The organism is Arthrobacter koreensis (assembly GCF_035792275.1).
In the GTDB taxonomy this organism is placed as follows: Bacteria; Actinomycetota; Actinomycetes; order Actinomycetales; family Micrococcaceae; genus Arthrobacter_B; species Arthrobacter_B koreensis_A.
On sequence record NZ_JAMWKK010000017.1, the window covers coordinates 1 to 23,438 of the forward strand.

Below are 23,438 nucleotides of genomic sequence, written 5' to 3' on the forward strand. Positions count from 1 at the left end.
AGACCACGAAGAACGCTGCTCTCTGCTCCGCGCTATGCCGCGGACGGGACTGCTTTCCTGATGAAACAGACACGGTCGTTGCAACTCCCGAAATTCTCAGGTGTTGCAACGACCGCTAGAACCCGCCCGCTCATACGGGCAGTTTCTGTCATCTCGAGGGGCAGGTCCTAGACCACCTCGGGAGTCCGGCTGTAGCGGGCGATTGCGCGCTGCGTGCCCCGGTTGGTCAGCACCCGGATTACCTGGCTGACCGCACCGGAAACCAGGGCGAAAATGACTGCCGAGCGCAGGCTGGCGTCGAGGGCGCCGTCCTTGTCCTTGGGCGGTTCATTGCCGGTGGCCTTGGTCCAGACGAAGTCCAGGAGCTTCGCCGAAGCCAGGCCCGCGCCTACGCTGACACCGGTACCCAGCAGTTTCAGGATCAGGTTCATGAGTGCTCCTTGGTGTTGTGCGTTGATGTTTCCCCCTACGCTACCTGCCGCACCCGGATTCCACCCGGCACTGCGTGTACAGTGGACCACGCATACACACGACAGGGGAGCGCCGCTTCCCGGCTCCGGAGGATATCCGGATGCCGGTTTTCGGGCGCTGAGAGTGCGGACCAAGCCGCAGACCCTCGAACCTGCTCCGGTTAGTACCGGCGAAGGGAGTCGAGATCTCAGGGGTGCACCGCCGCCGGCGGTTTTCCCTCCCCTCCTGAATCCAGGAGGAACCTTCCATGCAAGAAACCCGATCCACAGCTCCGGTCAGATCATCCTGGCGCGTAGTGGACATCGTCGTCGCATCCGTCCTTGCCGTCGCCACCGGCGTGGTGTTCTGGGCCTGGTCCCTCGCCTACGGCGGGGTGGCGGCGCTGTTCGTGGCCTTCCCGCCGCTGGGCGGGCTCTACACCGGAGGCTGGCTCATTGCCGGTGTGCTGGGCGGCCTGATCATCCGCAAGCCCGGCGCCGCACTGTACTGCGAGGTCCTGGCTGCCGCAGTTTCAGGCGTGCTCGGAACACAGTTCGGATTGTCCGTACTGCTCTCCGGAGCCATCCAGGGGCTGGGCGCCGAACTCGTGTTCCTACTCTTCCTGTACCGGAAGTTCACCCTCCCCGTGGCACTGCTCGCCGGCCTCGGCTCAGGCCTGTTCCTGGGCATAAGCGAATCGGTCCTGTACATGCCGGAGTGGGCCTTCCAGTGGCAGGTGCTCTACACCGTCTTTGCAGGCGTGTCCGGACTGGTGCTGGCCGGCCTGCTTTCCTGGCTGGCGGTTCGTGCGCTGGCAAAGACCGGAGTGCTTTCCGCCTTTGCCTCCGGCCGCACGGCGGACGCTTAACCAGTGGCCGCTGCAAACCCCGTGGCGGTCAGCGCCCGGGACTGGGGATGGCGGCACGCCGGGCGGAAAGCCCAGGCAGTAGCAGGCGTGTCCTTCGATATCAGCCCGGGGGAGCGGGTGCTCCTCCTGGGCGCGTCCGGAGCAGGCAAATCCACCCTGCTGCATGCCCTCGCCGGTGTGCTCGGCGAAGACACGGGCGGTACTGAAAGCGGAACACTGCGGCTCGACGGCGCTCATCCGCAGGCCGCGCGAGGTCGGGCGGGCCTGCTGCTGCAGGACCCTGAGTCGCAGATCGTGCTCTCCCGGGTGGGCGATGAAGTGGCTTTCGGCGCGGAGAACCTGGGGGTGCCCCGCGCGCAGATCTGGGAACGCGTGCACGCAGCCCTGGACGACGTGGGACTGCGGGTACCGCTGGGGCACTCAACGGCAGCGCTCTCCGGCGGCCAGAAACAGCGGCTTGCCCTCGCCTCAATCCTGGCGATGGCTCCGGGCCTGCTGCTGCTCGACGAACCCACCGCGAACCTTGACCCGGACGGTGTCCTGGAGATCCGGGACTCGGTTGAACGCGTCCTGGACCGGACCGGCGCCACACTGATCGTGGTGGAACACCGCGTCGCGGCATGGGCCCAGCTGGTGGACCGGGTAATAGTGCTCGACGCCGGCGGCGGGCTCCTGGCCGACGGCCCGCCCCAGGAGGTGCTCACCGCGGAGCGGACCCGGTCCCGGCTGGCGGAAGCGGGAGTCTGGCTTCCCGGGGCAGCCCTGGATGTTCCCTCTCCGCCGCCCACCGCTCCGTCAGCACCCGAACTGCTCGCTGCGGACGCACTCGAGGTCGCCCGCACCCCCAAAGGCCAGCCCGTGCTTACCGGAGTGGACCTTTCCCTGAAATCAGGAGACGCCCTGGGCATCACCGGACCCAACGGTGCCGGGAAATCCACGCTGGCGCTGACCCTGGGCGGGTTGCTGCGTCCGCGCGGCGGAAACCTCACTGCGGCTCCGGCACTGGCCCGGGACGCAGGAACAGCCCCGTCCAAGTGGAAGTCCGCCCAGCTGGTGACCCGGATTGGAACGGTGTTCCAGGAACCGGAGCACCAGTTCCTCACTGGTTCGGTCCGGGAAGAACTTGCCTTCGGGCCCAGGCGCGCAGGACGCAGCGAAGCCGAGGTGCGGCAAACCGTGGAGGAACTGTCCGGCAGGCTGCGGCTGACCGCGCTGCTGGCCGTGAACCCGTTTACCCTCTCCGGCGGGGAGAAGCGGCGGCTCTCCGTTGCCACCATGCTGGCAACGTCACCGGACATCCTGCTCCTGGACGAGCCCACCTTCGGCCAGGACGCCAATACCTGGCGTGAACTGGTGTCCCTGCTGGCCGAACAGCGCAGAGGCTCCGGCTGCACCGTCGTATCGGTAACCCACGACCGCGAGTTCATTGCTGCCCTGGGCGGCCGGGTCCTCCGCGTCCGGGACGGCAGTGCACGGCTGCAGTCCAGCCGGGCGGAGGAGGAGGCAGCATGAGCGCCCAGGCTGTCCGGGCCACGGCCCGGGGGACCGTTTCCGGCCCGCGTCCGTCCCCGCTGGCGGCAGCGAATCCACTCTCCACGCTTGGCGCCGCCGTCGCCGTGACCATAGCCGTGCTGCTCACGGTGGACTGGGTCAGTGCCACCGTGGTGCTGGCCGGGGAACTGGCGCTGCTGCCGCTGCTGCGGATCAACTCCTGGACGCTGGTGAAGCGGATCTGGCCGCTGCTCATCGCCGCAGCCGTTGGCGCTTACGGAACCGCCCTGCTCGCGGAGAAGACCGGCGAAGTGCTGCTGGATGCGGGGCCGCTGCTGTTCACCACCGATTCGGTGGCCGCGGGCATTGCGATAGGCCTGCGCGGACTCGCGATCGCGCTGCCGGGCATCTTCCTGCTGGTGACTGTGGATGCCACGGACCTGGCAGACGCCCTGGCGCAGCGGCTGCGGCTGCCCCCGCGCTTTGTCCTCGGGGCGCTGGCCGCTATGCGGCTGGTGGGACTGCTGGTCGAGGAATGGCGCACTCTGGGACTGGTACGGCACGCTCGCGGAGCCGACGCCGCTGCCTCCCCGCTGGGGAGGTTCCGCAACTTCCTGGGCCAGGGCCTGGCCCTGCTGATCCAGGCGATCCGACGCGCCACGCGGCTGGCAGTCGCCATGGAGGCCAGGGGGTTTGGAAGCGGCGGGCGGACCTGGGCCCGGACTTCCACGTTCAGCCGGATCGACCTGTGGGTCCTGGCCTACGGCGTGGGGCTGGCGGCGGCGGCAGTGTGGGCAGCTGCGGCGGCGGGAACGTTCAACTTCATCCTGTCCTGAGGCCCGGCACCGCAGTACGGGCGCAGCCATCCCCGGCTGCGCCCATACTGCGCTTCGTGCCGCCGCGCTACAGGACGGTTTCCACCAGCGCTGCCAGCTCGTCGGTGAGCTCGCGGGAGACCGGCACCGGAGTGCCGTCGATCGACTTCACCGGTGCCAGCAGGCGGATGCTGGAAATCAGCCACACGCCGTCGGCCTGCATCAGGTGCGAAGGCTCCAGCGGGCCGTAGCCAAGCTGCCAGCCTGCCTTTTCAGCCGCGGCGAACAATGCGCTCTGCGTGGTTCCGGGGAGGATGCCGCTCTCAAGCTCCGGGGTGAGCAGCGTCTTCACACCGTCCTCGACCACTGCCAGCACAACCGTGGAGGTTGGGCCTTCCAGGACCTTGCCGTCGGAGGACGTAAAGATGACGTCGTCCGCGCCGTGCTGTTTGGCGAACCGGAGCGCGGCCATGTTCACGGCGTAGGAGAGGGTCTTGGAACCGAGCAGGAGCCAGGGTGCACGCTCCGCCACGGAGGAGTCATAGCCGCGGTCCAGCAGCAGCACGGCCAGGCCTTCCTCGCGCTGCAGGGCGCTGGACTCCGGGACGGGGGACGCCGCAACCCAGGCCGTCGGGCTTCCGGCGCCCTCGGGTCCGCGGGTCAGCATGAGCTTCACCACCGCCGGCACGTCGCCGTGCACCCGCGCGAACTCAGCCAGCGCCGTCGTGATGGCCGGTTCCCAGGCCTGCGGGGACGGAAAGTCCAGCTGCAGTGCTGCGGCCGAGGACGCCATCCGCTCAAGGTGCATGGCAAGCTTCCGGGGACGCCCGTCTACGGCGAGCATCGACTCGAAGACGCCGTCACCGCGGGTGGCGCCGAGGTCCGTTGCCATCAGCTGCGGCTTGGACGCATCCACGGTGCGGCCGGCGGGATAAGCAGGATCCAGGAAAACCAAAACAGTCATAGAGCAAGCCTAGTGGCCGCGGTGTGCCGTTCCGGGCGCTAGGCTGAAGGGACGGTTGGGTGGTCGGAGGGATAAGCGCACGTGTGGTGGACGGTTACTGCTCCAAACTGGCTGGCGACGAGCCTGACGATCCTTGATTTCGCGATTCGGATCATTGCCCTCGGTGTGGTGCCCGGAAACCGCCGTCCCACCACAGCCATGGCCTGGCTGCTGGCCATCTTCTTCCTTCCGGTCCCCGGAATCATCCTGTTCGCTTTGTTTGGCAACCACCGGCTCTCCGAGCAGCGCGTTGAACGCCAGACGATGATCAACCGCCGCGTCCGTGAAAACACCCGCGAGCTTGAAGCCGAGTCCTCCTCCTATTCTGGGCCCGAATGGGTGCTCTCCGCCGTTGAACTCAACCGGCGGCTCGGTTCACTGCCCAGCCTGGACGGCAACAAGGTTGAACTGCAGCGGGACTACGAGGAATCCATCCGCCAGATGACCGAGGCGGTCCGCGGCGCCACCAAGTACGTGCACGTCGAGTTCTACATCATGAGCTACGACGCCGTCACCCGGGAATTCTTCACGGCCCTGCGGGATGCGGCGGAGCGCGGCGTGACCGTGCGCCTGCTGTTCGACCACATCGGCACCCTGCGGGTGAAGGGATACCGGCAGCTGCTCAAGCAGCTGAAGGCCAGCAGGATCCAGTGGCACCCCATGCTGCCCATCCAGCCGCTGCGCGGCCACTGGCGCCGCCCGGACCTGCGCAACCACCGCAAGATCCTGGTGGTGGACGGAGTGCTGGGCTTCACCGGCTCGCAGAACCTCGTAGAGCCCGGCTACCGCAAACCCGGCAACCACAGGATCGGCCGCAAATGGGTCGAACTCATGAGCCGCCTCGAGGGGCCGGTGGTCGATGAAATCAACGTTGTGTTCGCCACCGACTGGAACATGGAAACGGACGAGAACCTCGAACAGGAGCTCAGCCTGTATGAGGGGACGTCCAAGCCCGGCGACATCACCTGCCAGGTAGTCCCCTCCGGTCCGGGTTTCACCACGGAGAACAACCTGCGGCTGTTCACCTCCCTGCTTTATTCGGCCTCCGAACGGATCTCGATCACCAGCCCGTACTTCGTGCCGGATGACTCCCTGCTCTACGCCATTACGACGGCGGCGCAGCGCGGCGTCCAGGTGGAACTGTTCGTCTCCGAACGCGGCGACCAGTTCCTGGTGGACCACGCCCAGCGTTCCTACTACGAGGCACTGCTGGAGGCCGGCATCCGGATCTGGCTGTACCCGGCCCCGCTCGTGCTGCACGCCAAGCACTTCACCGTGGACAACGAGGTTGCCGTCCTGGGCTCTTCGAACATGGACATGCGGTCCTTCTCGCTGAACCTGGAAGTCTCCATGATGATGTTCGGCGGCGACATCGTTGAAAAGATGCGCCAGATCGAGGACACCTACCGCAGCCTGTCGAAGGAACTGATTCTCGACGAGTGGCGCAACCGGCCCGTCTGGCAGCGCTACGTGGACAACGTTGCCCGCCTGACGGCCACCCTGCAGTAGGGTCCTAGCCGGCTGGAACCTCCGACCCCAGGGCGCCAAGCACGCCCCGGGACTTGGTGCGGACCTCTTCCCACTCCGCTTCCGGGTCGGACCCGGAGGTCACGGCCCCGCCGACGCCGAGGCTGAGCGAAGTGCCGCCGTCTTCCTCCGCCCGCATCACCAGGGTGCGGATCACCACGGAGAGGTCGGCCGCGCCGGTCAGCGAAAAGTACCCCAGCGCCCCGGAATAGAAACCGCGCGGCGCAGCTTCAAGGTCCTCGAGAATGGCCATGGTGCTCACCTTGGGAGCACCGGTCATGGACCCGGCGGGAAATGCAGCGGCCACGGCTTCCGCCCGGCTGGCCCCTGGAGCCAGCTGTGCGTCGATGGTGCTGACCAGCTGGTGCACCGTGGCGTAGCTTTCAACCACGCACAGCCGGGGGACCGTCACCGTGCCCGGAACCGCCAGCCGGGAGAGGTCATTGCGCATCAGGTCCACGATCATGATGTTCTCGGCGCGGTCCTTGGCGCTCTCCAGCAGGTCCTTCCGCAGCGCTGCATCCTCTGCCGGTCCCGCACCGCGCGGGCGTGTGCCCTTGATCGGCTCGGCACGCACTGCGCCGTCTGCGGTGATCCGCAGGAAACGCTCGGGAGAGGTGCCCAGCAGTGCCAGGCCGTCCATCTGGAAGAACGAAGCAAAGGGAGCAGGGCTGCGGCGCCGCAGGGTGCCGTAAAGAGCCAGGACGTCCTGGGGCGCCACGGCATCCGGCAGCCTGGCCTCCAGGGCCGTGGTCAGGCAGATCTCGTAGCTGTTTCCCTCCCTGATCTGAGCCTGGGCGAGGCGGACCTTGGCCAGATACTCCGCACGGCTGTCCCGGAAAGCAAAAGCCGGCGCCGGCCAGCGGGGAGCCTGCCCGCCGGACTGGTCCCGGGCGGCAGCGCCGACGGCGTGCAGGGCCTGTTCCAGCCAGCGAGCGTCGGCTGTGCCGGCGCCGGGATTGCCTGCCGGCCTGGTTCCCGGAACCGGGGCCGGGGCCGGTTCTTCCAGATCCGGATCGTGCAGGAGCAGCAGATGGACCTGCCCCAGGGCATGGTCCAGCACCACGGCGCGGGCTGCGAATATCAGGGCAGCATCTGCCGCAGGAAGCGGTCCGGCCCCGGGCTCCGGACGTGGAGCGGCCCCGGTTTCCCGTTTGAGCCCGTAACCAAGCGCCCCCGCCCAGCCGAGGGCAAACGGGCAGGGATAGCCCGCCGGAACCGGCACGGGCGGCATGCTCCACTCGGAATCGAGCCAGCGGAAAAACGGCCCGGGGATGGTTGCCTGCACCGGCCCCCAGGTCACGCGGGTATTCCCGGAAGCGTGCAGGGCGTTTCGGCCCAGCGGCCCGCCGTCGTCGGCCATGATGCTGAACCTGCTGCGTTCGGGCGGGCTGCCGCCGGCCCCGGCGGAACCGGCGTCGGAACTGTCCAGCCACACCGCGCTGGCGCTGCCGCCGAACAGGGCGCTGAACAGGGCCTGTGGATCAGGTGTACCCGCCACTGTCTGGACGGAGACCCGAAGCGCGGGCCGGGGCAGGCCCAGCCCGGGGGCGGGAAGGGGCAGCGACTGCAGTGCGCGCAGCACGTACCTGTGGAGCGGGAAAGCTGCGGCGCCGCTCGTGAGCAGGACATCAGCTTCACCGGGCACCCGGTCTGCGGCAGCCCAGGCAGCCTCCTGTGCCGCCCACCGGTCCCAGTGCGGCGCATAGGTTTCACCGTCGCGTGCCAGTGCACGTTCCTTGCGGAGCGCCTCGGGGGCCTCTACCCACACCACGGCGTCGAGCAGGCTGCGGGCCGCCCGGTGTCCGGCACCAACGCCCTCAAAAATCACGATGTCCGCGTGGCCGGTCTCCTGCCGCCGGCCGTACTGCCCGGCTGTCCAGTCCCATGCCTGCCAGCGGGCAGGCTGCCCGGATGCCAGGGGAACCAGGACCTCGCGGCGGTAGTAGTCCATCCCCTCCTGCAGCCCGTCCCATCCGGGGTACACGTCCTCGAGGTGGAACACCGCAACGGAGCGGTGGGGGCGAAGTGCGGCAGCCAGCTCCAGCGCGAGGCTGGTTTTTCCGGCACCGGAGAACCCGTCGACGGCGATCAGCAGCGGCCGCGCGGCGGCGGAAGTCATCGGCCGCGGTCCGCCAGGGCGGCGCGGACGTGGTCCACCACGCCCGGGACGGCGGCCTGGATCAGGGCGTAGGAAGAGTCGAAGTCGGACATATCCCCGTACCAGGGGTCCTCGATTCCCTGTTCGCCGGCCGGGAGCCGGGCGGCGGCCGGATCGAAGCTGCGCAGCATCCGGATCTTGTCCCGGGCTTCGGCCGGAGCTTCGGCCTGCATATGGGTCAGGTGCCCGTAGTCCAGGGCCAGGATCAGGTCCCGGGAGCTGTACCAGTCCGCTTCGAAGGCGCGGGCCCGGAAACGGCCGACGGCAGGCTCCGGGTAGTGGTGCTTGAGCAGCTCTGCGGCCGTGCGCGGGTCCATGGGACGTCCGGCTTCCCAGCCGGTAACCCCGGCGGAGTCCACATCGGTCTGCGCCTGCAGCCCGGCTTCGGACAGGGCGCGCTCTATGCTGAACTGGGCCATGGGGGAGCGGCAGATGTTCCCGGTGCACACCGTGATGATTCGGTACATCGTTCCAGCCTACCCAGCACCGGCTGCCTGAACTTCCGCCGGCCGCTGCCCGTTAGGCCCGGGCCAGCAGCTCTCCGTTCGGCATCAGGAACCACCCGTCGGGAGCGTCGGCCCAGCGCCTCCAGCCATTCGCGATCCGGGCGAGGTCTTCCGGGGATGCCAGGCCGCGTTCGAGCGCCTGTTCGGCGTACGCCGAATGGAGCACCCGCTCAGCCCAGGTTCCGGCATGCCAGCTGCGCCGCTCTGCCGTGGCGTACAGCCAGTTTGACGACGACGGTTCCAGGTCGGTGAACCCGGCCTCCAGCGCCCAGGCGATCAGCCTGCGCCCGGCATTGGGCTCGGCCCGGTTGCCGCGGGCGATCTGCTGGTAGGTCTGCATCCATTCGTCCAGTTCCGGCACCTCCGGATACCAGCTCATGGCCCGGAAGTCGGCGTCGCGCACTGCCACCAGGCCGCCGGGCCGGGTGACCCGGCGCATCTCGTGAAGGGCCGCCACCGGATCCGTCAGGTGCTGAAGCACCTGATGGGCGTGGACGACGTCGAACGTGTCGTCCGGAAACTCGAGGTCGTAGACGTTTCCCGGCTGGAACTCGACGTTCTCCGTGCCGCGCTCCGCAGCCAGGGCGCGGGCCTGCGCAAGAACATCCTCGGAACGGTCCAGGCCGGTGACCATGCCGGGCGCCGCGAGCGAGGCGAGATCCACGGTGATGCTGCCGGGGCCGCAGCCGACGTCGAGAACGCGCAGCCCGGGCTGCAGATGCGGGAGGAGGTAGGCGGCGGAATCCGCGGCGCTGCGGGCGGCATGCGCGCTGACTACGCTGCGGTGGTGTCCATGCGAATACGTGTCCTGGGGCATAGCAGGACGATACGCGGACCCGGCCCGGAAAATCTGCCGCTGCGCGCCCCGCAGGTCATGGTGTGTCACATCCAGGCTGCCGGCTGTGCCCGTGCGGCCACCGGGATTCCGGGAACCCCTTGTGCGCCTTGCCGCCCGGTGCCTTGATTGAACGGGGAGGCATGCGGGAAAGGAAACGGTGAATGAAGGCTGTTGTCCTCTACGACTCTGCCTACGGCAATACACGCCGCATAGCCGAAGCAATCGACGGCTCCCTGGAGGACGTGGCCGCTGAAGCCATCCAGGTTCCTGCTTTCCGCCCCGGGGAGCTAAGGGCGGGAGACCTGCTTGTGGTGGGCAGCCCGATCAACGGCTGGCGGCCGACCCCCATCATTTCCGCAGCGGTCGAGGCATTGGGGCCGGACCAGCTCGAGGGAGTCAAAGCGGCTGCCTTCGACACCCGGGTCCGCCTGTTTGTTCACGGTGATGCAGCCGGGAAGCTGTCCGAGGAACTCAGGCGCCGCGGGGCGGAGATCATCTCTGCTCCGCAGCCGTTTTTCGTGAAGGGAACAGAGGGTCCGCTCGTGGCAGGGGAGGTGGAGAAGGCGGCGTTCTGGGGCAGGTCCCTGCTCCACGCGGTAGGGCTGTAAAGCCGGAAACGGGGATCGCTTCAGAGTTGAGCCAACCGCACTCAAGTTTGTTGACAAACTGCGTCCCCTGAGTAAAGTTGAGTGCAGAACGCTCAATATGCGCTACGGGTGGCGCAGCGGGCGCTCCGGCCGGGTTGCCGGCGGGGCACCTTCAGCAGCGGCCATCGATTTCCAAGGAAAGAGGAAGCAAATATGTCACGTGCAGTAGGTATCGACCTCGGAACCACCAACTCCGTTGTCTCCGTCCTGGAAGGCGGCGAGCCCACAGTCATCGCCAACGCCGAAGGCGGCCGGACCACCCCCTCGGTTGTTGCTTTCGCAAAGTCCGGTGAGGTCCTGGTAGGCGAGATCGCCAAGCGCCAGGCCGTTAACAACATCGACCGCACCATTTCCTCGGTCAAGCGCCACATGGGCACCGACTGGAGCGTGGACATTGACGGCAAGAAGTACACCGCCCAGGAAATCTCCGCCCGCATCCTGCAGAAGCTGAAGGCCGACGCCGAGGCATACCTGGGCGAGAAGGTTACCGACGCCGTCGTGACCGTCCCGGCCTACTTCAACGACGCCGAGCGCCAGGCCACCAAGGAAGCCGGCGAGATTGCCGGCCTCAACGTCCTGCGCATCGTCAACGAGCCCACCGCCGCAGCCCTGGCCTATGGCCTGGACAAGGGCAAGGAAGACGAGCTCATCCTGGTCTTCGACCTCGGCGGCGGCACCTTCGACGTGTCCCTGCTGGAAGTCGGCAAGGACGAGGACGACTTCTCCACCATCCAGGTCCGCGCGACCGCCGGCGACAACCGCCTCGGCGGCGACGACTGGGACCAGCGCATCGTTGATTACCTGCTGGGCCAGGCCAAGGCCAAGGGTGCGGACCTGTCCAAGGACAAGATTGCCCTGCAGCGCCTGAAGGAAGCTGCGGAGCAGGCCAAGAAGGAACTGTCCTCGGCCACCTCCACCAACATCTCCCTGCAGTACCTCTCGGTGACCCCCGAAGGTCCCGTCCACCTGGACGAGCACCTTTCCCGGGCCAAGTTCCAGGACCTGACCAAGGACCTGCTGGACCGCACCAAGAAGCCGTTCCACGACGTCATCTCCGAAGCCGGCATCAAGGTCTCGGACATCGACCACATCATCCTGGTTGGCGGCTCCACCCGTATGCCGGCTGTCTCCGAGCTGGTCAAGGAACTGGCCGGCGGCCAGGAACCGAACAAGGGCGTGAACCCGGACGAGGTTGTGGCCGTTGGCGCAGCACTGCAGGCCGGTGTCCTGAAGGGCGAGCGCAAGGACGTGCTGCTGATCGACGTCACCCCGCTTTCCCTGGGCATTGAGACCAAGGGCGGCGTGATGACCAAGCTGATCGAGCGCAACACGGCCATCCCGACCAAGCGCAGCGAAACCTTCACCACGGCTGATGACAACCAGCCCTCGGTGGCCATCCAGGTCTTCCAGGGCGAACGCGAGTTCACCCGGGACAACAAGCCGCTGGGCACCTTCGAGCTGACCGGCATCGCGCCGGCTCCGCGCGGCGTGCCGCAGGTCGAGGTCACCTTCGACATCGACGCCAACGGCATTGTCCACGTCTCCGCAAAGGACAAGGGCACCGGTGCTGAGCAGTCCATGACCATCACCGGCGGTTCCTCCCTCTCCAAGGAAGACATCGACCGCATGGTCCGCGAAGCTGAAGAGCACGCTGCCGAAGACAAGAAGCGCCGCGAGGCCGCCGATGTCCGCAACTCCGCCGAGCAGCTGGCCTACTCGGTGGACAAGCTCCTCACCGACAACGATGACAAGCTGCCCGAGGACGTCAAGTCCGAGGTCAAGGGCGACGTCGACGCGCTGAAGAAGGCGCTGGAGGGCACCGACAACGACGACGAGGTGAAGACCGCGTTCGAGAAGCTGCAGGCCTCCCAGACCAAGCTCGGCGAAGCCATCTACTCGCAGGCACAGGCAGCCGGCGACACGGGTGCAGGCGCCGGTGCTGAGGGTGGATCCGCAGCCGGCGAAGGTGCAGGCGGTTCGGCTGCAGGCGATGAAGACATCGTGGATGCCGAAGTCGTCGACGACGAAGAAAAGAAGTAGCCATGGCTGCTGAGGACGCAAACGGAAACCAGACCCCGGGCAACGAGCCGGAGGAAAACCTGGAACCCCAGTCACAGCAGGCAGGATCCTCCGAGGCGGGCGCTCAGCCCGCCGCGGAGGGCAGCGCAGAGGGCGATGCCCTGTCCCAGGCGGAGGAAATCCTGAACAGCGCCGGTGCCGAGGCACCCGCGGCTGCGGGTTCCCCGGAAGCCGCGGAACTGCGCAACGACCTGCTTCGGCTGCAGGCCGAGTACGTGAACTACCGCCGCCGCGTGGAGCGGGACCGCGACGTCGCCCGGGAAATGGCAGTAGTGGGAATGCTTAATTCCCTGCTGCCGGTCCTGGATGACATCGAGGCCGCCCGCCAGCACGGCGACCTGGCGGAGGGGCCGTTCGCCTCGATCTCCGTCAAGCTGGAAAACACGCTCAAGGGCTACGGCCTGAGCCGGATCGACGAGACCGGAGTGGAGTTCGACCCGAACGTCCACGAAGCACTGATCCAGCAGCAGAGCCCGGACGTCACCTTCGACACCGTTACGCAGATCCTGCGCACCGGCTACAAGGCGAATGACAGGGTGCTGCGTGCGGCACAGGTGATCGTCTCCGTTCCGGAGCAGTAGCACTTTGCGCCAGGGGCCGCCGCGAGGCGGTCCCTGGCAGCTCCGCACCGGAGCAGGCCTAAGCGTTGTTTATGCAAGACACAGGAAGGGGACACCAATTGGCTAGCCAGGATTGGGTCGACAAGGATTTCTACAAGATTCTGGGTGTTCCCAAGGACGCTTCCGACGCCGACATCAAGAAGTCGTACCGGAAGCTCGCCCGCAAATACCACCCGGACCAGAACCAGAATGATCCGTCTGCGGAGAAGATGTTCAAGGACGTCTCCGAGGCCTATTCGGTTCTCTCCGATGCCGAGGAACGCCAGCAGTACGACGCCATTCGGGCCATGGGCAGCGGTGCCCGGTTCTCCGCGGGCGGCGGAGGCGGTCCCGCAGGCGGCGCCGGCGCCGGTTTCGAGGACATCTTCGGCGGACTGTTCAACCAGTCCTCCGGACGCTCACGCCGCACCACGTACAGCACCGGCGGCAGCAACATCCCGCCGGAGTTTGCCGACCTGTTTGGCGGCGGCGGTTTTGGCGGCGGAGGCTTCGGCTCGGCGCCGCCCCAGAAGGGTGCGGACCGCACGGCGAGCACCACCATCTCCTTCGCCGGTTCCATCAACGGCACTGTCATTGGACTGCGTGAACCCAGCGGTGAGGTGGTCGAAGTCCGCGTCCCCGCAGGGGTCAAGGACGGGCAGCGGATCCGGGTGCGCGGAAAGGGCATGCCCGGCGCCGCCGGCAACGGAGACCTGATGGTCACCGTGCACGTCACCCCGCACGATTTCTTTGTCCGGGACGGGAACAACATCCGCATCCACGTTCCCATCACGTTCCCGGAAGCGGCCCTCGGCGCCACGATCGAGGTGCCCACGCTGACCGCGGACAAGGTCAAGCTCAAGGTTCCGGCCGGCACGCCGTCCGGACGCACGCTGCGGGTCAAGGGCCGGGGGGTCCACACGTCGAAGGGCAACGGCGACCTGCTGGTGACGGTCGACGTCGCGGTTCCCTCGCACCTGAACAAGGATGCCAAGGCGGCCGTTGAAGCCTTCGCGGACGCGACCAGGGGCGAGGACCCGCGCGCAGGGCTCGCGGCCAAGGCGCGCCTCTAGCGCGTCGGCCGTGTACGCCAGGCGCGCGGCTAATATAACGGGAACACCAGGGAAACGAAGGAGAGGGCAGTGGGCATAGACGTCAATGCGCCGATCTTCGTGATCTCGGTTGCCGCGGAACTGGCGGACATGCACCCGCAGACGCTCCGCCAGTACGACCGGCTGGGCATTGTCAGCCCCAGCCGGGCGCCGGGCCGGTCCCGCCGGTACTCGCAGCGGGATATCGAGATGCTGCGGGAGGTCCAGCGCCTGTCCCAGGAAGGTGTCTCGCTGGAAGGCATCAAGCGGATCATGCACCTTCAGCAGCAGGTGAACGGACTGCGCCAGCGGGTTGACCAGCTCTCTGCGGAACTGGACCAGGTCCAGCAGCGCAGTTCAGACATGGGACGGGTCTTCGCAGCCGGACTTGCCGGAGACGTTGTCACCCTCTCCCGGGGGCAGCGGCCGCCTGCGTCCAAGGCGCCGGCACGGACCGGGCTCGCGGCCCTGGTGGCCCGCAGCCGCCGGGTCATGGCGCTGCCGGCGGGCAAGGGTGCCGCGGTGGAAACCGAACTGGGTTACACCGCCGACCGCGGGGACTTCTTCCGCGCCAACTAGCGCTTATCAGCGGAAGCGGCGGCCCTGGTCTCTCCGGTTGGCCCACACAGCTCCCGCACAGAGCAGGACGGTCCAGGCCAGGAAGCAAATAACCGACGTCGCTGCCAGAGCCTCTCCGGACAGGGCCGACACCGAAATGTCGCGGGCTGCCCGGGACGGCAGGAACTGCGAAAAGGTGTTCAGGCCGGGGGAGAAGATGGCCGGCGGCAGCATCATCCCGCCGGCGAAGGCCAGCGGAAAGAAGACCACCTGCGTGACCGCGATCGCCACCTTGGACGTGCACAGGTAGCCGATGAGCAGTCCCAGGAACAGGAACGGCAGCCCGCACAGCAGCCACACCACAACGGACGCCGGTATCCGCCACCAGGGCAGGGTTCCGTCCGTGTACAGCTGCAGCCCTGCCGTGGTGGCGGCACCCACCACCAGGACCGGGACCAGCGCGAAGAAAGCGAACATCATGGCAGTTACTGCCCGCGCCACCGTCGCCGGGAACGCCCCCACCGGCAGTGTGCGCACATAGCTGCTCCACGGATTGGCCCTCTCCTCTGCCACGCCGATCCCGTAGTTGAACAGGAACGCGCTCATCACCCCAAAAACCGCCAGCTGGGCGATCGCCATCAGCGAGGCCTGCGGATCGGACGTCACTGCCGTCTGCGGCAGCACGAAGAAGACCAGTGCCAGGGTGGGGAACACCGTTGAGGACAGTACAGCCACCGGAATCCGCAGCTGTTCCAGGACCTGCGCCCGGGTGTGGATCCGGATCAGTGTAAAGAGCGGTTTGTTTGCCGGTACGTGGCTGCTGCGTGGAACCGCTGCGGTGCTGCTCATCTGGCTGCCTTCCGGTCCATGGTGCTGGTTCCCTGGGGCGGAACTGCCCCGGAGTGGGTGAGGGAAATGAACGCTTCTTCCAGGCTTGCCGCGTGCACCTCGAGCCCGCGGAAGTCCACTTCCTGCTGAACCAGCGTCCGGACGGCGGCATCGGCGTCGTGCGTGAGGATGGTGGTGGCACCGGAAGGGGACAGGGTCACCGACACTGTGTCCGGCAGGGCTTCGAAGTACGACGCCGGAAGGGCGGTGTGGAAGGACACCCGGCTGACGCTGACCCGGCTGCGGATCTCATCCACCTGTCCGTCAGCGGCCACGGACCCGCCGTTGAGAACGACCACGCGGCTGGCCAGGGTCTGGATTTCGTCCAGGTAGTGGCTGGTGATGAGCAGGGTTCCACCGCCGGCACGGTAGTCCGCCAGCCGTTCCCAGAGGTTTTCCCGTGCTTCGACGTCCAGCCCGGTGGTCGGTTCATCCAGGATGACCAGCCGGGGCCGTCCCACCAGGGCCAGTGCCACCAGCAGGCGGCGCTGCTGTCCGCCGGAAAGCCCGCCGCACTGCTTGCCGGCCGCGGGTCCGAGCCCGAATCCGTCCAGCAGTTCAGCCGTGGGTATGGGGTCCGCGTAATGGGAGCCGACGAAGTCCACGGTTTCCCGAACCCGGAGGGTGGCGGGCACTGACGTCGCCTGCGGTGTGGTGCCCAGCAGCTGGCGGGCGTGCGGGTTCCGCGGATCGCGGCCAAAGAGCTCGACGCGGCCGGAATCCGGCTGGCGGAGTCCGCTGAGCAGGTTCAGCAGCGTGGATTTGCCCGCACCGTTGGGCCCCAGCAGGCCCACGGTCTCACCGGCGGTGACGGCGAAGTCGACACCGTCCAGGGCAGTGACGGGGCCATAGCTCTTACGGACCCCGTAGGCGCCGGCCAGGACTTCCTGGCGGGGAGGGGAAGAAACGGTCATGACGCGGGCTCCTGAGGGATCGGGATTGCGGCCGTTAGGCCAGGCCGGAGAGCAGATCGTGGAGGTTCTTGCGGTAGCGGGCGTAGGCGGCTTTCCCGTCGGAAGTAATGCCCACGTAGGTTGCGGGGCTCCGGCCCTCGATGGTTTTGGTGACCTCGATGTAGCCCGCCGTTTCGAGCTTCCGCAGATGGGTGGAGAGGTTGCCGGCAGTCATCTCCAGCATCTTCTGGAGCTTGGTGAAGGCGATCTGGTTGTTCTCACCGACTTCGTTCAGCGTGGTGAGGACCCGCAGGCGGGATTCGGCATGGATTACCGGGTCGAGCTCAGGCATTTGCAGAGCCGTTCCGCTGCCGGCGCGTGCGCAGGTACTCGACGGCGGCACCTGCCAGCAGCCCGGTGGCGCCCAGGAAGAGGAACACCGCCAGGAACCAGTCCGGTCCGGCGACCAGGGCGGCAATGGTGACCAGCAGCAGCCAGATGCCCAGGAAGGACTGCGCTTTGTCATTGAAGGCGCTTCCGCCGGAGATGTAGAGCAGGCCGACGATCAGTACGGCAATGGAGTTGACGAGCATGCCGCGCAGCCAGAAGTCGTCGATAATCCTGCCAAGGGTTCCGCTGAGCGCTCCCATGACGGTGAAGCCGAGCGCCCAGGCAGCGCCGTACATTCCGCCTTGGAAGTTTGATTGCCCGCGGATGCCGCGGGAACCCCGGGCGAAGATCACGATTGTGGAAACGGTGGCTGCGGCCAGGGCGGCGCCAAGGATGACCAAGGCCGTTTGGGGCTCCAAGGGGAGCCACCCCGTTTTGCTGCCCCAGAGCGAGCCGTAGCCAATGACCCAGGTGAGGCCCCACAGGAGGTAGACGAGTGCCGTGTTTCCGGTGAGGGTCCGCCGGGCTGAGCGCTCCGCGTCCTGCACCACTGCCAGCGCCTCGTGCAGGTTCAGTGACCGGTCTTCCCCTGTCGGAAGTTCCAAGGACCCGGCAGCCGGGGCCGTCGTTTTAGGATGCCGGGGTGGTTCTGCCAATGCTTCCCCGGCACGGGGTGCCGCCCGGTCAGGGTGGACTGGTGATTCCGGATTGGCAGCGGCGGATGCGCGGTCCGGAAGGGGATCTTGATTCATACAAAGTAGTTTTCACCACAAACTGCTTTGTGGGAAGAGGTTGGGGGAATGTTTCTTTCGGGGTTGGCCGGGTTGGCTGGATTTGGGGTGGGAAACTGTGCGGGGCATTCCGGTTCCAGGGGTGCACGAGACACGGGTTCCCACTCTATGTAGCCTCCTGTGGCGGGTGGGGTCACTTCAGTCTCAGAAGTGAACTTAGAGTGGGAACGCGTGTCGCCGATATTTGATCCCGCCCCGTCGGTCCTGCGACGGTCACCCATCCGACCAGCTCCACGCAAAGGTCAGTGCCCGCCTGAGCTGGATCCCCGTCTGCACAGTGCTTAGCGTGCGATTGAGCGCCTCCTGCACTGTGCGTCGTCTGTGCTGAGGTCCGCCCCCGCCGCCGGATCCTTTCGGGGCGATGGCTCATTGGCGCCTTCATCCCGGGGAGGGGCTGCCCCCTGGTGGTAGGGGCCGGGCTGCTTTTCGGAGCGAACATTGGCCGGGTAGCGTTCCATCCAGCTTGAGCTTCCAATCCCAACGGGGGTCAGCCCGCCCGGGGACTAAGCGTTTCTGAAAGCGTTGCAACAAGCAGCTCGGCGCTCTGGCGTGCCACAGCGGTGCGCTGCGAGGACACCTCGATGTCCGCCATGAAGACGTTGCCGAGGGCGATTGTGAGAATGCCGTAGGCGACGTTTCTGCAGGCGGCGGGCGCAGCTTCGGGGCAGGCCTGAGCCAGCAGCGCGGCCAGCTCGTTCTGCGAACCGGTGTACGCCCGAAGTACGATCGCATGGATCCGCGGGTTGGTGCGCGCCGCGTCGACCAGGGCAAGCGCGACAGTGTTCTCGGCGTCGGGCTCCGCAAAATCCCCGAACAGGTAATCCAATGCTTCCGCGATGGTGCCCGCCTTCTCCGGCAGGAATGATGCTGCGTTCGAAATTACTGGTCCATTGGTGTCTAAATCCGGCACCTCGCCGAAGTAGAACAGCACGGCCGCCGCAGTGAGTATGTCGTCGCGGTTTCCCGCGAAATGCCGGATATGGCCGCGTGCCATGCCGGCTTCCTCGGCGATCCGGTCCAGCGAGGTGCCGGCCAGGCCGTTCGCGGCGAGGCTGCGGATCGCCGCCTCGAGGACCTGGCGGCGGCGCTCGGCGGAGACAGAGGGGCGTCCCATGTGGAGCTCCTTCAATGGATGAGATGACTTGGGAATTCTTTTTTAGTCGCTATTGACTAGAAACTATCAGAGACTCTATCGTGCATTCAACGCACCATGCGAGAGGACGCTGATGAACAAGGTTGTGAGTGTCGGGCCGGCCCCGGCAAGCCCCCTGGCCGAAGAGGAATTCGTGCCCATGCGGGACGGAGTGCGGCTGGCCACCGATGTGTATCTGCCGAACGGCGACGCCGATCCCGGCGACACGATCCTCATCAGGCTCCCCTATGACAAGAGCGGAACGTACACCTTTATCCCGCTGGTCGCCGAGTACTTCATGACCCGCGGCTACCGCGTGGTCGCCCAGGATGTGCGGGGTAAATTCCGCTCCGAGGGTGAGACACTGCTGTTCGTCAATGAGGCCTACGACGGATACGACACGATCGAGTGGATCACCCGTCAGCGCTGGTCGAACGGCCGCGTCGCGATGTGGGGCGACAGCTACTACGGGTATACGCAGTGGGCGGCCGTATCAACGCAGCACCCAGCTCTCAAGGCGATCGCGCCGCGCGTCACAGGCACCCAGCTGGGTGAGCCCGTTGAGCGTCGGTCCAACGACATCACACGCAGTGTCGAGTGGGGGGTCACCTACCTTTACCCACTCTCCTACTTCCACTCGCAGGACGCCTACTTCTGGGAGCTCGATCTTGACCGCCGCCCATTCAGTGCCCAGGTCGAGGAAGTGCTCACTGAGATCGGCTCGCGGTCGATCTCCTACGATCAGTGGTTCCCCCGCCCGGTGCACCTGCGCCGGTTCCCGGCAGGAAGCCCGTTCGACGCCCGCCCTGTTCCGGTTCTGCAGACGATCGGCCTGTGGGACAACTGCGCCCCACTGTCCTGGGCCGACGTTGCCGAGATTGAAAAGCGTCCGGCGTGGGCAATGAACCACTTCCTGCGCATCGAGGCGATGGATCACGAGTCCTTTTATCTGGGGGACCCGGCTGACGCACGCGTGGCGGAGCGCTCGGAGGAGCAGCTGCGCGGCGAACTTCCGCGCATGCTCGACGCGGCCCTTGAGTTCTTTGAGATCTTTGTCCGCGGCAAAGGTTCAGCGTCCGGCTTCCCACGCGTCACATGGGCCCTGGCTGGAACCGAGGAGGTGCGCACGTCCGCCTCCTGGCCACCGCCGGGCGCCGTCGAGCGCACCCTGTTCGCCACCTCTGACGGTTTTCTGGCGATGGCTCCGGACACCGCGGGCTCGACGGCCGAATGGGTGCACGATCCCGCCGACCTCGTCCCGTCGAGCGTGGACAATGCCTTCGCGTTCCTCCTGGATCAGCCCAACGAGGCGCCGATCGGTGACCGCGGCGACGTACTCGTGTTCACCGGCGACGCCGTCGAGCATGCTGTGGACCTCGTCGGCCCTGTTACAGCGCGCGCCCGCATCCAAACCGATGGTCCTGTCATGGATTTCTTCGTTCGTCTGCTCGACGTTGCCCCCGACGGCACGGCGCTTCGCATCGCCCGTGGCCAGGTGCAGCTCGCCGACGCCTCGCAGCCGACCGTCGTCGAGGTTGACCTCGGCCAGGTGAGCTATCGCCTCGCACCGGGTCATCGACTGCGCGTGCACGTCTCGAGCAGCGACTTCCCGGAGTTCATTCCGCAACCAGGCACGGGCGAGCACCCATGGTCGGCGGTTGATTTCCGCAAGAACCGCCAGTCGCTCACGCTCGGCGGGGATGAGCCCTTCACGTTCACCCTGAGTGTGCTGGAGGAATCATGACCCGGCCCGAACCCATCCTCGAGTTTGCTTTCGAGATTCGAGTGGACACCGCGCATTATTGGCGCATCGGGCGCAGTGCCGATGAGGAACTTTCGTTCACGCCCGTGACGGGCGGAAGCGTCGCGGGCCCGCTGCTTAACGGAGCTGTGCTTGCCGGCGGCGGCGACTGGGCCGTTGAGCGCAGCGGCACTGCCCAGCTGGAAGCCCGCTACCTGCTCAAAGCCGATGACGGCACCGTCATCGACATCCTTAACCGCGGTTACTACCGCGCATCAGCCGAGGTTATTGCCCGGGTCGAAGCGGGGGAGACCGTTCCCGAGGATGAGTACTACTTCCGCACGGCTCCGGTCTTCCAGACGGACGCTGAACCACACCGCTGGCTTGCCGAGCACCAGTTCATCGGGTTGGCACGCGACGAGGACAGTCAGGTCTGTGTCCGCGTCTACGTGGTGCGCTGACGGGAGCACGAGGATGTTTCGGACAATCCATGCAGGAAGCCGGGCCTTCCGGCCTGGCGGGGATCCTTCGCCTCCGGTCAGCGCCGGCGAACTGCTATTCGGCGGAGGGCACCGGAGACGCTATCTGAGTGGCGTCGTGACGGCGGGGGAGCGTCGAGATTGTGGAGTGGACGACGCCGCGCACACGGTCCTCGTTCCAGTGCTCAGGGTCCTCGACCGTCGCGATATATGCGCCCCGCACGATGATGTAGAGAAGCTCGGCGACGTGACGCGCGTCGGCGAAGCCGGACTCGCTCGCCGTGCTTTCGAGGATTTGCTGGAACTCGACCGACTCGCGGTGCAGCGATTCGCGCATCTCAGGCTCGACGCGCGCGTTGGCGACTATCTCAAGGATGAGAGTGCGCAGCACGGAGTCGTCGCTGGTGGCGCTCAACGACCAGTCGATGAGCGCGGCCAGACGTTCGCCAGGAGGGCTAGCCGCGACCACCGCGCGGCGCTCTTCAAGCCAGCGGTCCCGCCCCTGGTCGAGGGCATTCATGATGAGCGCCGCCCGTGAAGGCAGGTAGTTCGTCACGAGCGTCGTCGAGCCGCCCAATTCCCTTGCAACGGAGCGGATCGTGACCGATTGTGCTCCCGCCGTCCGTGCGACGCGGACCGTCGCGGCTGCAATGTCGGCAAGCCGCTTCTCAGTGTTTACCTCTCGGGGCATGTCCCCAACCTTAATTTCATTGTGATCTGCATGCAACCTTGATGTACAACACTGTTGTATTATCCAAATGAGACCTACGTCACTGGTGATCTGCCGGTGCGCGAACCTGTGAAAGGAACCGCCATGAAAAACTCCGGCCACCGCGCCACCGTGAAAGCGCTCTCAACCGGCGTCGTCGCACTACTTCTGCTGACGGGATGCACCTCCCGCACTCCCGAGCAGTCAGCCGCAGCGACCATTGACCCGGAGTCGCTCGTAGCATCGCTGGCTGCGGGAAAAACCGCCGTCGACGACGTCACCTGGGGGCTCGTGGAAGGTGAGCCCCGCTCTCTGGTTCCGGGCGCCGACTACAACTTCATTCAGCCCAACCTGTGTGACAGCCTGCTGCGCGTACAGCCCGACTTCACCATCGATGCGGGTATTGCCGAGAGCGCAGACTGGGTTGACCCGGTGACGTTCGTCATCGACATCCGCCCGGGCGTCACCTTCTGGGACGGATCGCCCGTCACACCCGGCGACGTCGTCTACAGCCTTGAGCGCCACCACTTGGATGTCACGTCCGCGTTCTTCGGTGCGTTCGTGCTGGTGGCACCCGAAGGCGGCATTGAGATCACGGGCGACAACCAGGTGACGATCCACTTCGCTGCTCCGGACTCGACCTTCCGGGACGCGTTGTCGGGCGGGGCTGGTGCCGTGCTCAGCAAGACTGTCAGTGAGGAGCAGGGACCGGCACTGGGAACATCGGGTGGGGATTTGCTGTGCGCAGGGCCGTACAAGCTCGAGAGCTGGACGCCCGGAAGCGAGATCGTGACGGTTGCCAACGCGGACTACTGGGATGGTGCGCCGCTTGTGCAGAAGCTGACCTTCAAGTTCATTCCCGACGGGACGACGCTCACCAATGCCCTGCTGGAAGGCGACGTCGACGGAGCCTTCAACGTGGCGCCCGGCAGCAGGGATGCGTTTCAATCCTCGGACCAGGGGCGGCTCGTAGTCGGGCCCTCGACAGCGTCCTTCTCCTTCGGACCGACTCGGGACACCGGTGCGGGCGCGAATCCGAAGATTCGTCAGGCGCTGAGCCTCGCGATTGACCGCGAGCAGTACATCTCAACGGTCTTGAACGGTCTCGGCCAACCCCAGAGCACGTTTGTTGCACCCTTCTCATGGTCGGGCTCGCCCGCAGCCGATGCCTACCAGGCTGGTTACGATGCGCTCGAACAGCCCGAAACCGACCTCGACGCCGCGAAGAAGCTCGTCCAGGAATCGGGGGAGGACACAGCGGTGCCGCTGCGGCTTGCGATCCCCGCAGGCAACAAGGAGTTTTCGCAGACGGCGGCGATTATCCAGAACGCCGCCCAGCAGATCGGCCTCACAGTGGAGATCGACGAACGCCAAGCAGCGGACTTCGCGGCCATCTTCCTCCCGGATCCCGGCCCGCGCGAAAACATCGACTTCGTCGCGACGACTGGCTACACCGAGACTCCGGGCGTGCTCGCCTACCCCCAGCTGTTCCTCCTGAGCCCGGACCTCGGCGGGATCTTCAACTGGACCGGTTACGCGAACCACGAGGTGACAGGTGCGCTTCAGGCTGCCCGCACGACGCCGGACCCGTTTGGTGCGGCCGAGGCGTACACCGCCGCCCAGGAGGGATTCGCGCCCGACATGCTGCAGGTGACTCTCGCAGGAGCATTCCACACGACGTTCCTCAACAACCGCCTCACCGGCGCTGTGACCTCTGTGGCCGCGTACGCGAGCCCCTGGGCTCTGCACCTCGGTGGCGAATGATCGACGTGGAGCTGAACA

At 66.5% G+C, this 23,438-nt stretch carries 22 protein-coding genes, 1 pseudogene and 1 riboswitch; of the genes and pseudogenes, 12 read left to right on the top strand and 11 right to left on the bottom strand.

Translation table 11 applies throughout. The annotated features are described in order from the left end of the window. Positions 1 to 167: 167 nt before the first annotated feature. Positions 168 to 431: a DUF4235 domain-containing protein gene (locus NGB94_RS15100; protein ID WP_325791514.1), complete on the bottom strand. Its 264-nt coding sequence runs from the start codon at positions 429 to 431 to the stop codon at positions 168 to 170. 93 nt (positions 432 to 524) lie between these two features. Then, a riboswitch (TPP riboswitch) is annotated at positions 525 to 666 on the top strand. Positions 667 to 718: 52 nt separating this feature from the next. On the opposite strand from NGB94_RS15100, the gene NGB94_RS15105 reads away from it, so the two are divergent. From NGB94_RS15105 to NGB94_RS15115, 3 genes are read left to right on the top strand one after another with little or no spacing between them, the layout of a single operon-like run. Next, on the top strand, positions 719 to 1,318 hold the full coding sequence (locus NGB94_RS15105; protein WP_325791515.1) for an ECF transporter S component: 600 nt from the start codon (positions 719 to 721) through the stop codon (positions 1,316 to 1,318). Positions 1,319 to 1,321: 3 nt separating this feature from the next. Then, a complete protein-coding gene (locus tag NGB94_RS15110) occupies positions 1,322 to 2,830 on the top strand; it encodes an ABC transporter ATP-binding protein (RefSeq protein ID WP_325791517.1) in 1,509 nt (502 codons plus the stop codon). Next, complete coding sequence (locus NGB94_RS15115) at positions 2,827 to 3,645, top strand: energy-coupling factor transporter transmembrane component T (RefSeq protein ID WP_325791518.1); 819 nt, start codon at positions 2,827 to 2,829, stop codon at positions 3,643 to 3,645. The genes NGB94_RS15110 and NGB94_RS15115 overlap by 4 nt, the downstream gene beginning before the upstream one ends. A 67-nt stretch (positions 3,646 to 3,712) precedes the next feature. On the opposite strand, the gene NGB94_RS15120 is transcribed toward NGB94_RS15115, so the two are convergent. Continuing rightward, positions 3,713 to 4,588: an aminodeoxychorismate lyase gene (locus tag NGB94_RS15120; protein WP_325791519.1), complete on the bottom strand. Its 876-nt coding sequence runs from the start codon at positions 4,586 to 4,588 to the stop codon at positions 3,713 to 3,715. A gap of 81 nt (positions 4,589 to 4,669) precedes the next feature. On the opposite strand from NGB94_RS15120, the gene cls reads away from it, so the two are divergent. Then, positions 4,670 to 6,136: a cardiolipin synthase gene (cls, locus tag NGB94_RS15125; RefSeq protein WP_418910665.1), complete on the top strand. Its 1,467-nt coding sequence runs from the start codon at positions 4,670 to 4,672 to the stop codon at positions 6,134 to 6,136. Positions 6,137 to 6,140: 4 nt separating this feature from the next. On the opposite strand, the gene NGB94_RS15130 is transcribed toward cls, so the two are convergent. Genes NGB94_RS15130 through NGB94_RS15140 form a run of 3 tightly spaced genes read right to left on the bottom strand, consistent with a single transcriptional unit; the run spans position 6,141 to position 9,638 of the window. Continuing rightward, positions 6,141 to 8,276, bottom strand: a complete 2,136-nt coding sequence (locus NGB94_RS15130; RefSeq protein ID WP_325791520.1) for a chorismate-binding protein — start codon at positions 8,274 to 8,276, stop codon at positions 6,141 to 6,143. Then, the gene (locus NGB94_RS15135) at positions 8,273 to 8,782 is read right to left on the bottom strand and encodes a low molecular weight protein-tyrosine-phosphatase (RefSeq protein WP_325791521.1); all 510 of its coding nucleotides are present in this window, start codon (positions 8,780 to 8,782) and stop codon (positions 8,273 to 8,275) included. Before NGB94_RS15135 ends, NGB94_RS15130 begins: the two co-directional genes overlap by 4 nt. A gap of 52 nt (positions 8,783 to 8,834) precedes the next feature. Next, complete coding sequence (locus NGB94_RS15140) at positions 8,835 to 9,638, bottom strand: methyltransferase domain-containing protein (RefSeq protein WP_325791522.1); 804 nt, start codon at positions 9,636 to 9,638, stop codon at positions 8,835 to 8,837. Positions 9,639 to 9,820: 182 nt separating this feature from the next. On the opposite strand from NGB94_RS15140, the gene NGB94_RS15145 reads away from it, so the two are divergent. The 5 genes and pseudogenes from NGB94_RS15145 to NGB94_RS15165 all read left to right on the top strand — a co-directional run. After that, the gene (locus NGB94_RS15145; protein ID WP_325791523.1) at positions 9,821 to 10,267 is read left to right on the top strand and encodes a flavodoxin family protein; all 447 of its coding nucleotides are present in this window, start codon (positions 9,821 to 9,823) and stop codon (positions 10,265 to 10,267) included. Positions 10,268 to 10,459: 192 nt separating this feature from the next. Then, entirely contained in the window at positions 10,460 to 12,346 is a 1,887-nt protein-coding gene (gene dnaK / locus NGB94_RS15150; RefSeq protein ID WP_325791524.1) for a molecular chaperone DnaK, read from the top strand. Between the two features lie 2 nt (positions 12,347 to 12,348). Further along, positions 12,349 to 12,966 (top strand): nucleotide exchange factor GrpE, encoded by a 618-nt coding sequence (locus NGB94_RS15155; RefSeq protein ID WP_325791525.1) that lies wholly within the window; start codon positions 12,349 to 12,351, stop codon positions 12,964 to 12,966. Between the two features lie 98 nt (positions 12,967 to 13,064). After that, a complete protein-coding gene (locus NGB94_RS15160) occupies positions 13,065 to 14,057 on the top strand; it encodes a DnaJ C-terminal domain-containing protein (protein ID WP_325791526.1) in 993 nt (330 codons plus the stop codon). Positions 14,058 to 14,132: 75 nt separating this feature from the next. Beyond that, positions 14,133 to 14,519, top strand: a pseudogene (locus tag NGB94_RS15165) (heat shock protein transcriptional repressor HspR); the annotation flags it as partial. A gap of 141 nt (positions 14,520 to 14,660) precedes the next feature. On the opposite strand, the gene NGB94_RS15170 reads toward NGB94_RS15165, so the two are convergent. From NGB94_RS15170 to NGB94_RS15190, 5 genes are all read right to left on the bottom strand, one after another. Then, positions 14,661 to 15,482, bottom strand: a complete 822-nt coding sequence (locus NGB94_RS15170; RefSeq protein ID WP_325791527.1) for an ABC transporter permease — start codon at positions 15,480 to 15,482, stop codon at positions 14,661 to 14,663. After that, entirely contained in the window at positions 15,479 to 16,435 is a 957-nt protein-coding gene (locus NGB94_RS15175; protein ID WP_325791528.1) for an ABC transporter ATP-binding protein, read from the bottom strand. Before NGB94_RS15175 ends, NGB94_RS15170 begins: the two co-directional genes overlap by 4 nt. 34 nt (positions 16,436 to 16,469) lie before the next feature. Then, positions 16,470 to 16,766: a transcriptional regulator gene (locus tag NGB94_RS15180; protein WP_325791529.1), complete on the bottom strand. Its 297-nt coding sequence runs from the start codon at positions 16,764 to 16,766 to the stop codon at positions 16,470 to 16,472. Next, a complete protein-coding gene (locus tag NGB94_RS15185; protein WP_325791530.1) occupies positions 16,759 to 17,409 on the bottom strand; it encodes a hypothetical protein in 651 nt (216 codons plus the stop codon). The genes NGB94_RS15180 and NGB94_RS15185 overlap by 8 nt, the downstream gene beginning before the upstream one ends. A 673-nt stretch (positions 17,410 to 18,082) precedes the next feature. Further along, positions 18,083 to 18,709, bottom strand: a complete 627-nt coding sequence (locus NGB94_RS15190; protein WP_325791531.1) for a TetR/AcrR family transcriptional regulator — start codon at positions 18,707 to 18,709, stop codon at positions 18,083 to 18,085. A 112-nt stretch (positions 18,710 to 18,821) separates the two neighbouring features. Between NGB94_RS15190 and NGB94_RS15195 the strand changes: the two genes are divergently transcribed. Further along, complete coding sequence (locus NGB94_RS15195; RefSeq protein ID WP_325791532.1) at positions 18,822 to 20,471, top strand: CocE/NonD family hydrolase; 1,650 nt, start codon at positions 18,822 to 18,824, stop codon at positions 20,469 to 20,471. After that, positions 20,468 to 20,929, top strand: a complete 462-nt coding sequence (locus NGB94_RS15200) for a DUF3237 domain-containing protein (protein WP_325791533.1) — start codon at positions 20,468 to 20,470, stop codon at positions 20,927 to 20,929. Before NGB94_RS15195 ends, NGB94_RS15200 begins: the two co-directional genes overlap by 4 nt. Before the next feature lie 94 nt (positions 20,930 to 21,023). On the opposite strand, the gene NGB94_RS15205 is transcribed toward NGB94_RS15200, so the two are convergent. After that, positions 21,024 to 21,638, bottom strand: coding sequence for a TetR family transcriptional regulator C-terminal domain-containing protein (locus NGB94_RS15205; RefSeq protein ID WP_325791534.1), 615 nt, complete (start codon positions 21,636 to 21,638; stop codon positions 21,024 to 21,026). Between the two features lie 123 nt (positions 21,639 to 21,761). Between NGB94_RS15205 and NGB94_RS15210 the strand changes: the two genes are divergently transcribed. Next, positions 21,762 to 23,420: an ABC transporter substrate-binding protein gene (locus tag NGB94_RS15210; protein ID WP_325791535.1), complete on the top strand. Its 1,659-nt coding sequence runs from the start codon at positions 21,762 to 21,764 to the stop codon at positions 23,418 to 23,420. The last annotated feature ends 18 nt before the right edge of the window (positions 23,421 to 23,438 follow it).

Excerpts from the sequence above, each read along its gene's own strand:
- NGB94_RS15100 (WP_325791514.1), bottom strand. The coding sequence starts at position 431 with ATGAACCTGATCCTGAAACTGCTGGGTACCGGTGTCAGCGTAGGCGCG.
- NGB94_RS15105 (WP_325791515.1), top strand. The coding sequence starts at position 719 with ATGCAAGAAACCCGATCCACAGCTCCGGTCAGATCATCCTGGCGCGTA.
- NGB94_RS15115 (WP_325791518.1), top strand. The coding sequence starts at position 2,827 with ATGAGCGCCCAGGCTGTCCGGGCCACGGCCCGGGGGACCGTTTCCGGC.
- NGB94_RS15120 (WP_325791519.1), bottom strand. The coding sequence starts at position 4,588 with ATGACTGTTTTGGTTTTCCTGGATCCTGCTTATCCCGCCGGCCGCACC.
- NGB94_RS15130 (WP_325791520.1), bottom strand. The coding sequence starts at position 8,276 with ATGACTTCCGCCGCCGCGCGGCCGCTGCTGATCGCCGTCGACGGGTTC.
- NGB94_RS15135 (WP_325791521.1), bottom strand. The coding sequence starts at position 8,782 with ATGTACCGAATCATCACGGTGTGCACCGGGAACATCTGCCGCTCCCCC.
- NGB94_RS15140 (WP_325791522.1), bottom strand. The coding sequence starts at position 9,638 with ATGCCCCAGGACACGTATTCGCATGGACACCACCGCAGCGTAGTCAGC.
- NGB94_RS15145 (WP_325791523.1), top strand. The coding sequence starts at position 9,821 with ATGAAGGCTGTTGTCCTCTACGACTCTGCCTACGGCAATACACGCCGC.
- dnaK (WP_325791524.1), top strand. The coding sequence starts at position 10,460 with ATGTCACGTGCAGTAGGTATCGACCTCGGAACCACCAACTCCGTTGTC.
- NGB94_RS15155 (WP_325791525.1), top strand. The coding sequence starts at position 12,349 with ATGGCTGCTGAGGACGCAAACGGAAACCAGACCCCGGGCAACGAGCCG.
- NGB94_RS15170 (WP_325791527.1), bottom strand. The coding sequence starts at position 15,482 with ATGAGCAGCACCGCAGCGGTTCCACGCAGCAGCCACGTACCGGCAAAC.
- NGB94_RS15175 (WP_325791528.1), bottom strand. The coding sequence starts at position 16,435 with ATGACCGTTTCTTCCCCTCCCCGCCAGGAAGTCCTGGCCGGCGCCTAC.
- NGB94_RS15180 (WP_325791529.1), bottom strand. The coding sequence starts at position 16,766 with ATGCCTGAGCTCGACCCGGTAATCCATGCCGAATCCCGCCTGCGGGTC.
- NGB94_RS15190 (WP_325791531.1), bottom strand. The coding sequence starts at position 18,709 with ATGGGACGCCCCTCTGTCTCCGCCGAGCGCCGCCGCCAGGTCCTCGAG.
- NGB94_RS15195 (WP_325791532.1), top strand. The coding sequence starts at position 18,822 with ATGAACAAGGTTGTGAGTGTCGGGCCGGCCCCGGCAAGCCCCCTGGCC.
- NGB94_RS15200 (WP_325791533.1), top strand. The coding sequence starts at position 20,468 with ATGACCCGGCCCGAACCCATCCTCGAGTTTGCTTTCGAGATTCGAGTG.
- NGB94_RS15205 (WP_325791534.1), bottom strand. The coding sequence starts at position 21,638 with ATGCCCCGAGAGGTAAACACTGAGAAGCGGCTTGCCGACATTGCAGCC.
- NGB94_RS15210 (WP_325791535.1), top strand. The coding sequence starts at position 21,762 with ATGAAAAACTCCGGCCACCGCGCCACCGTGAAAGCGCTCTCAACCGGC.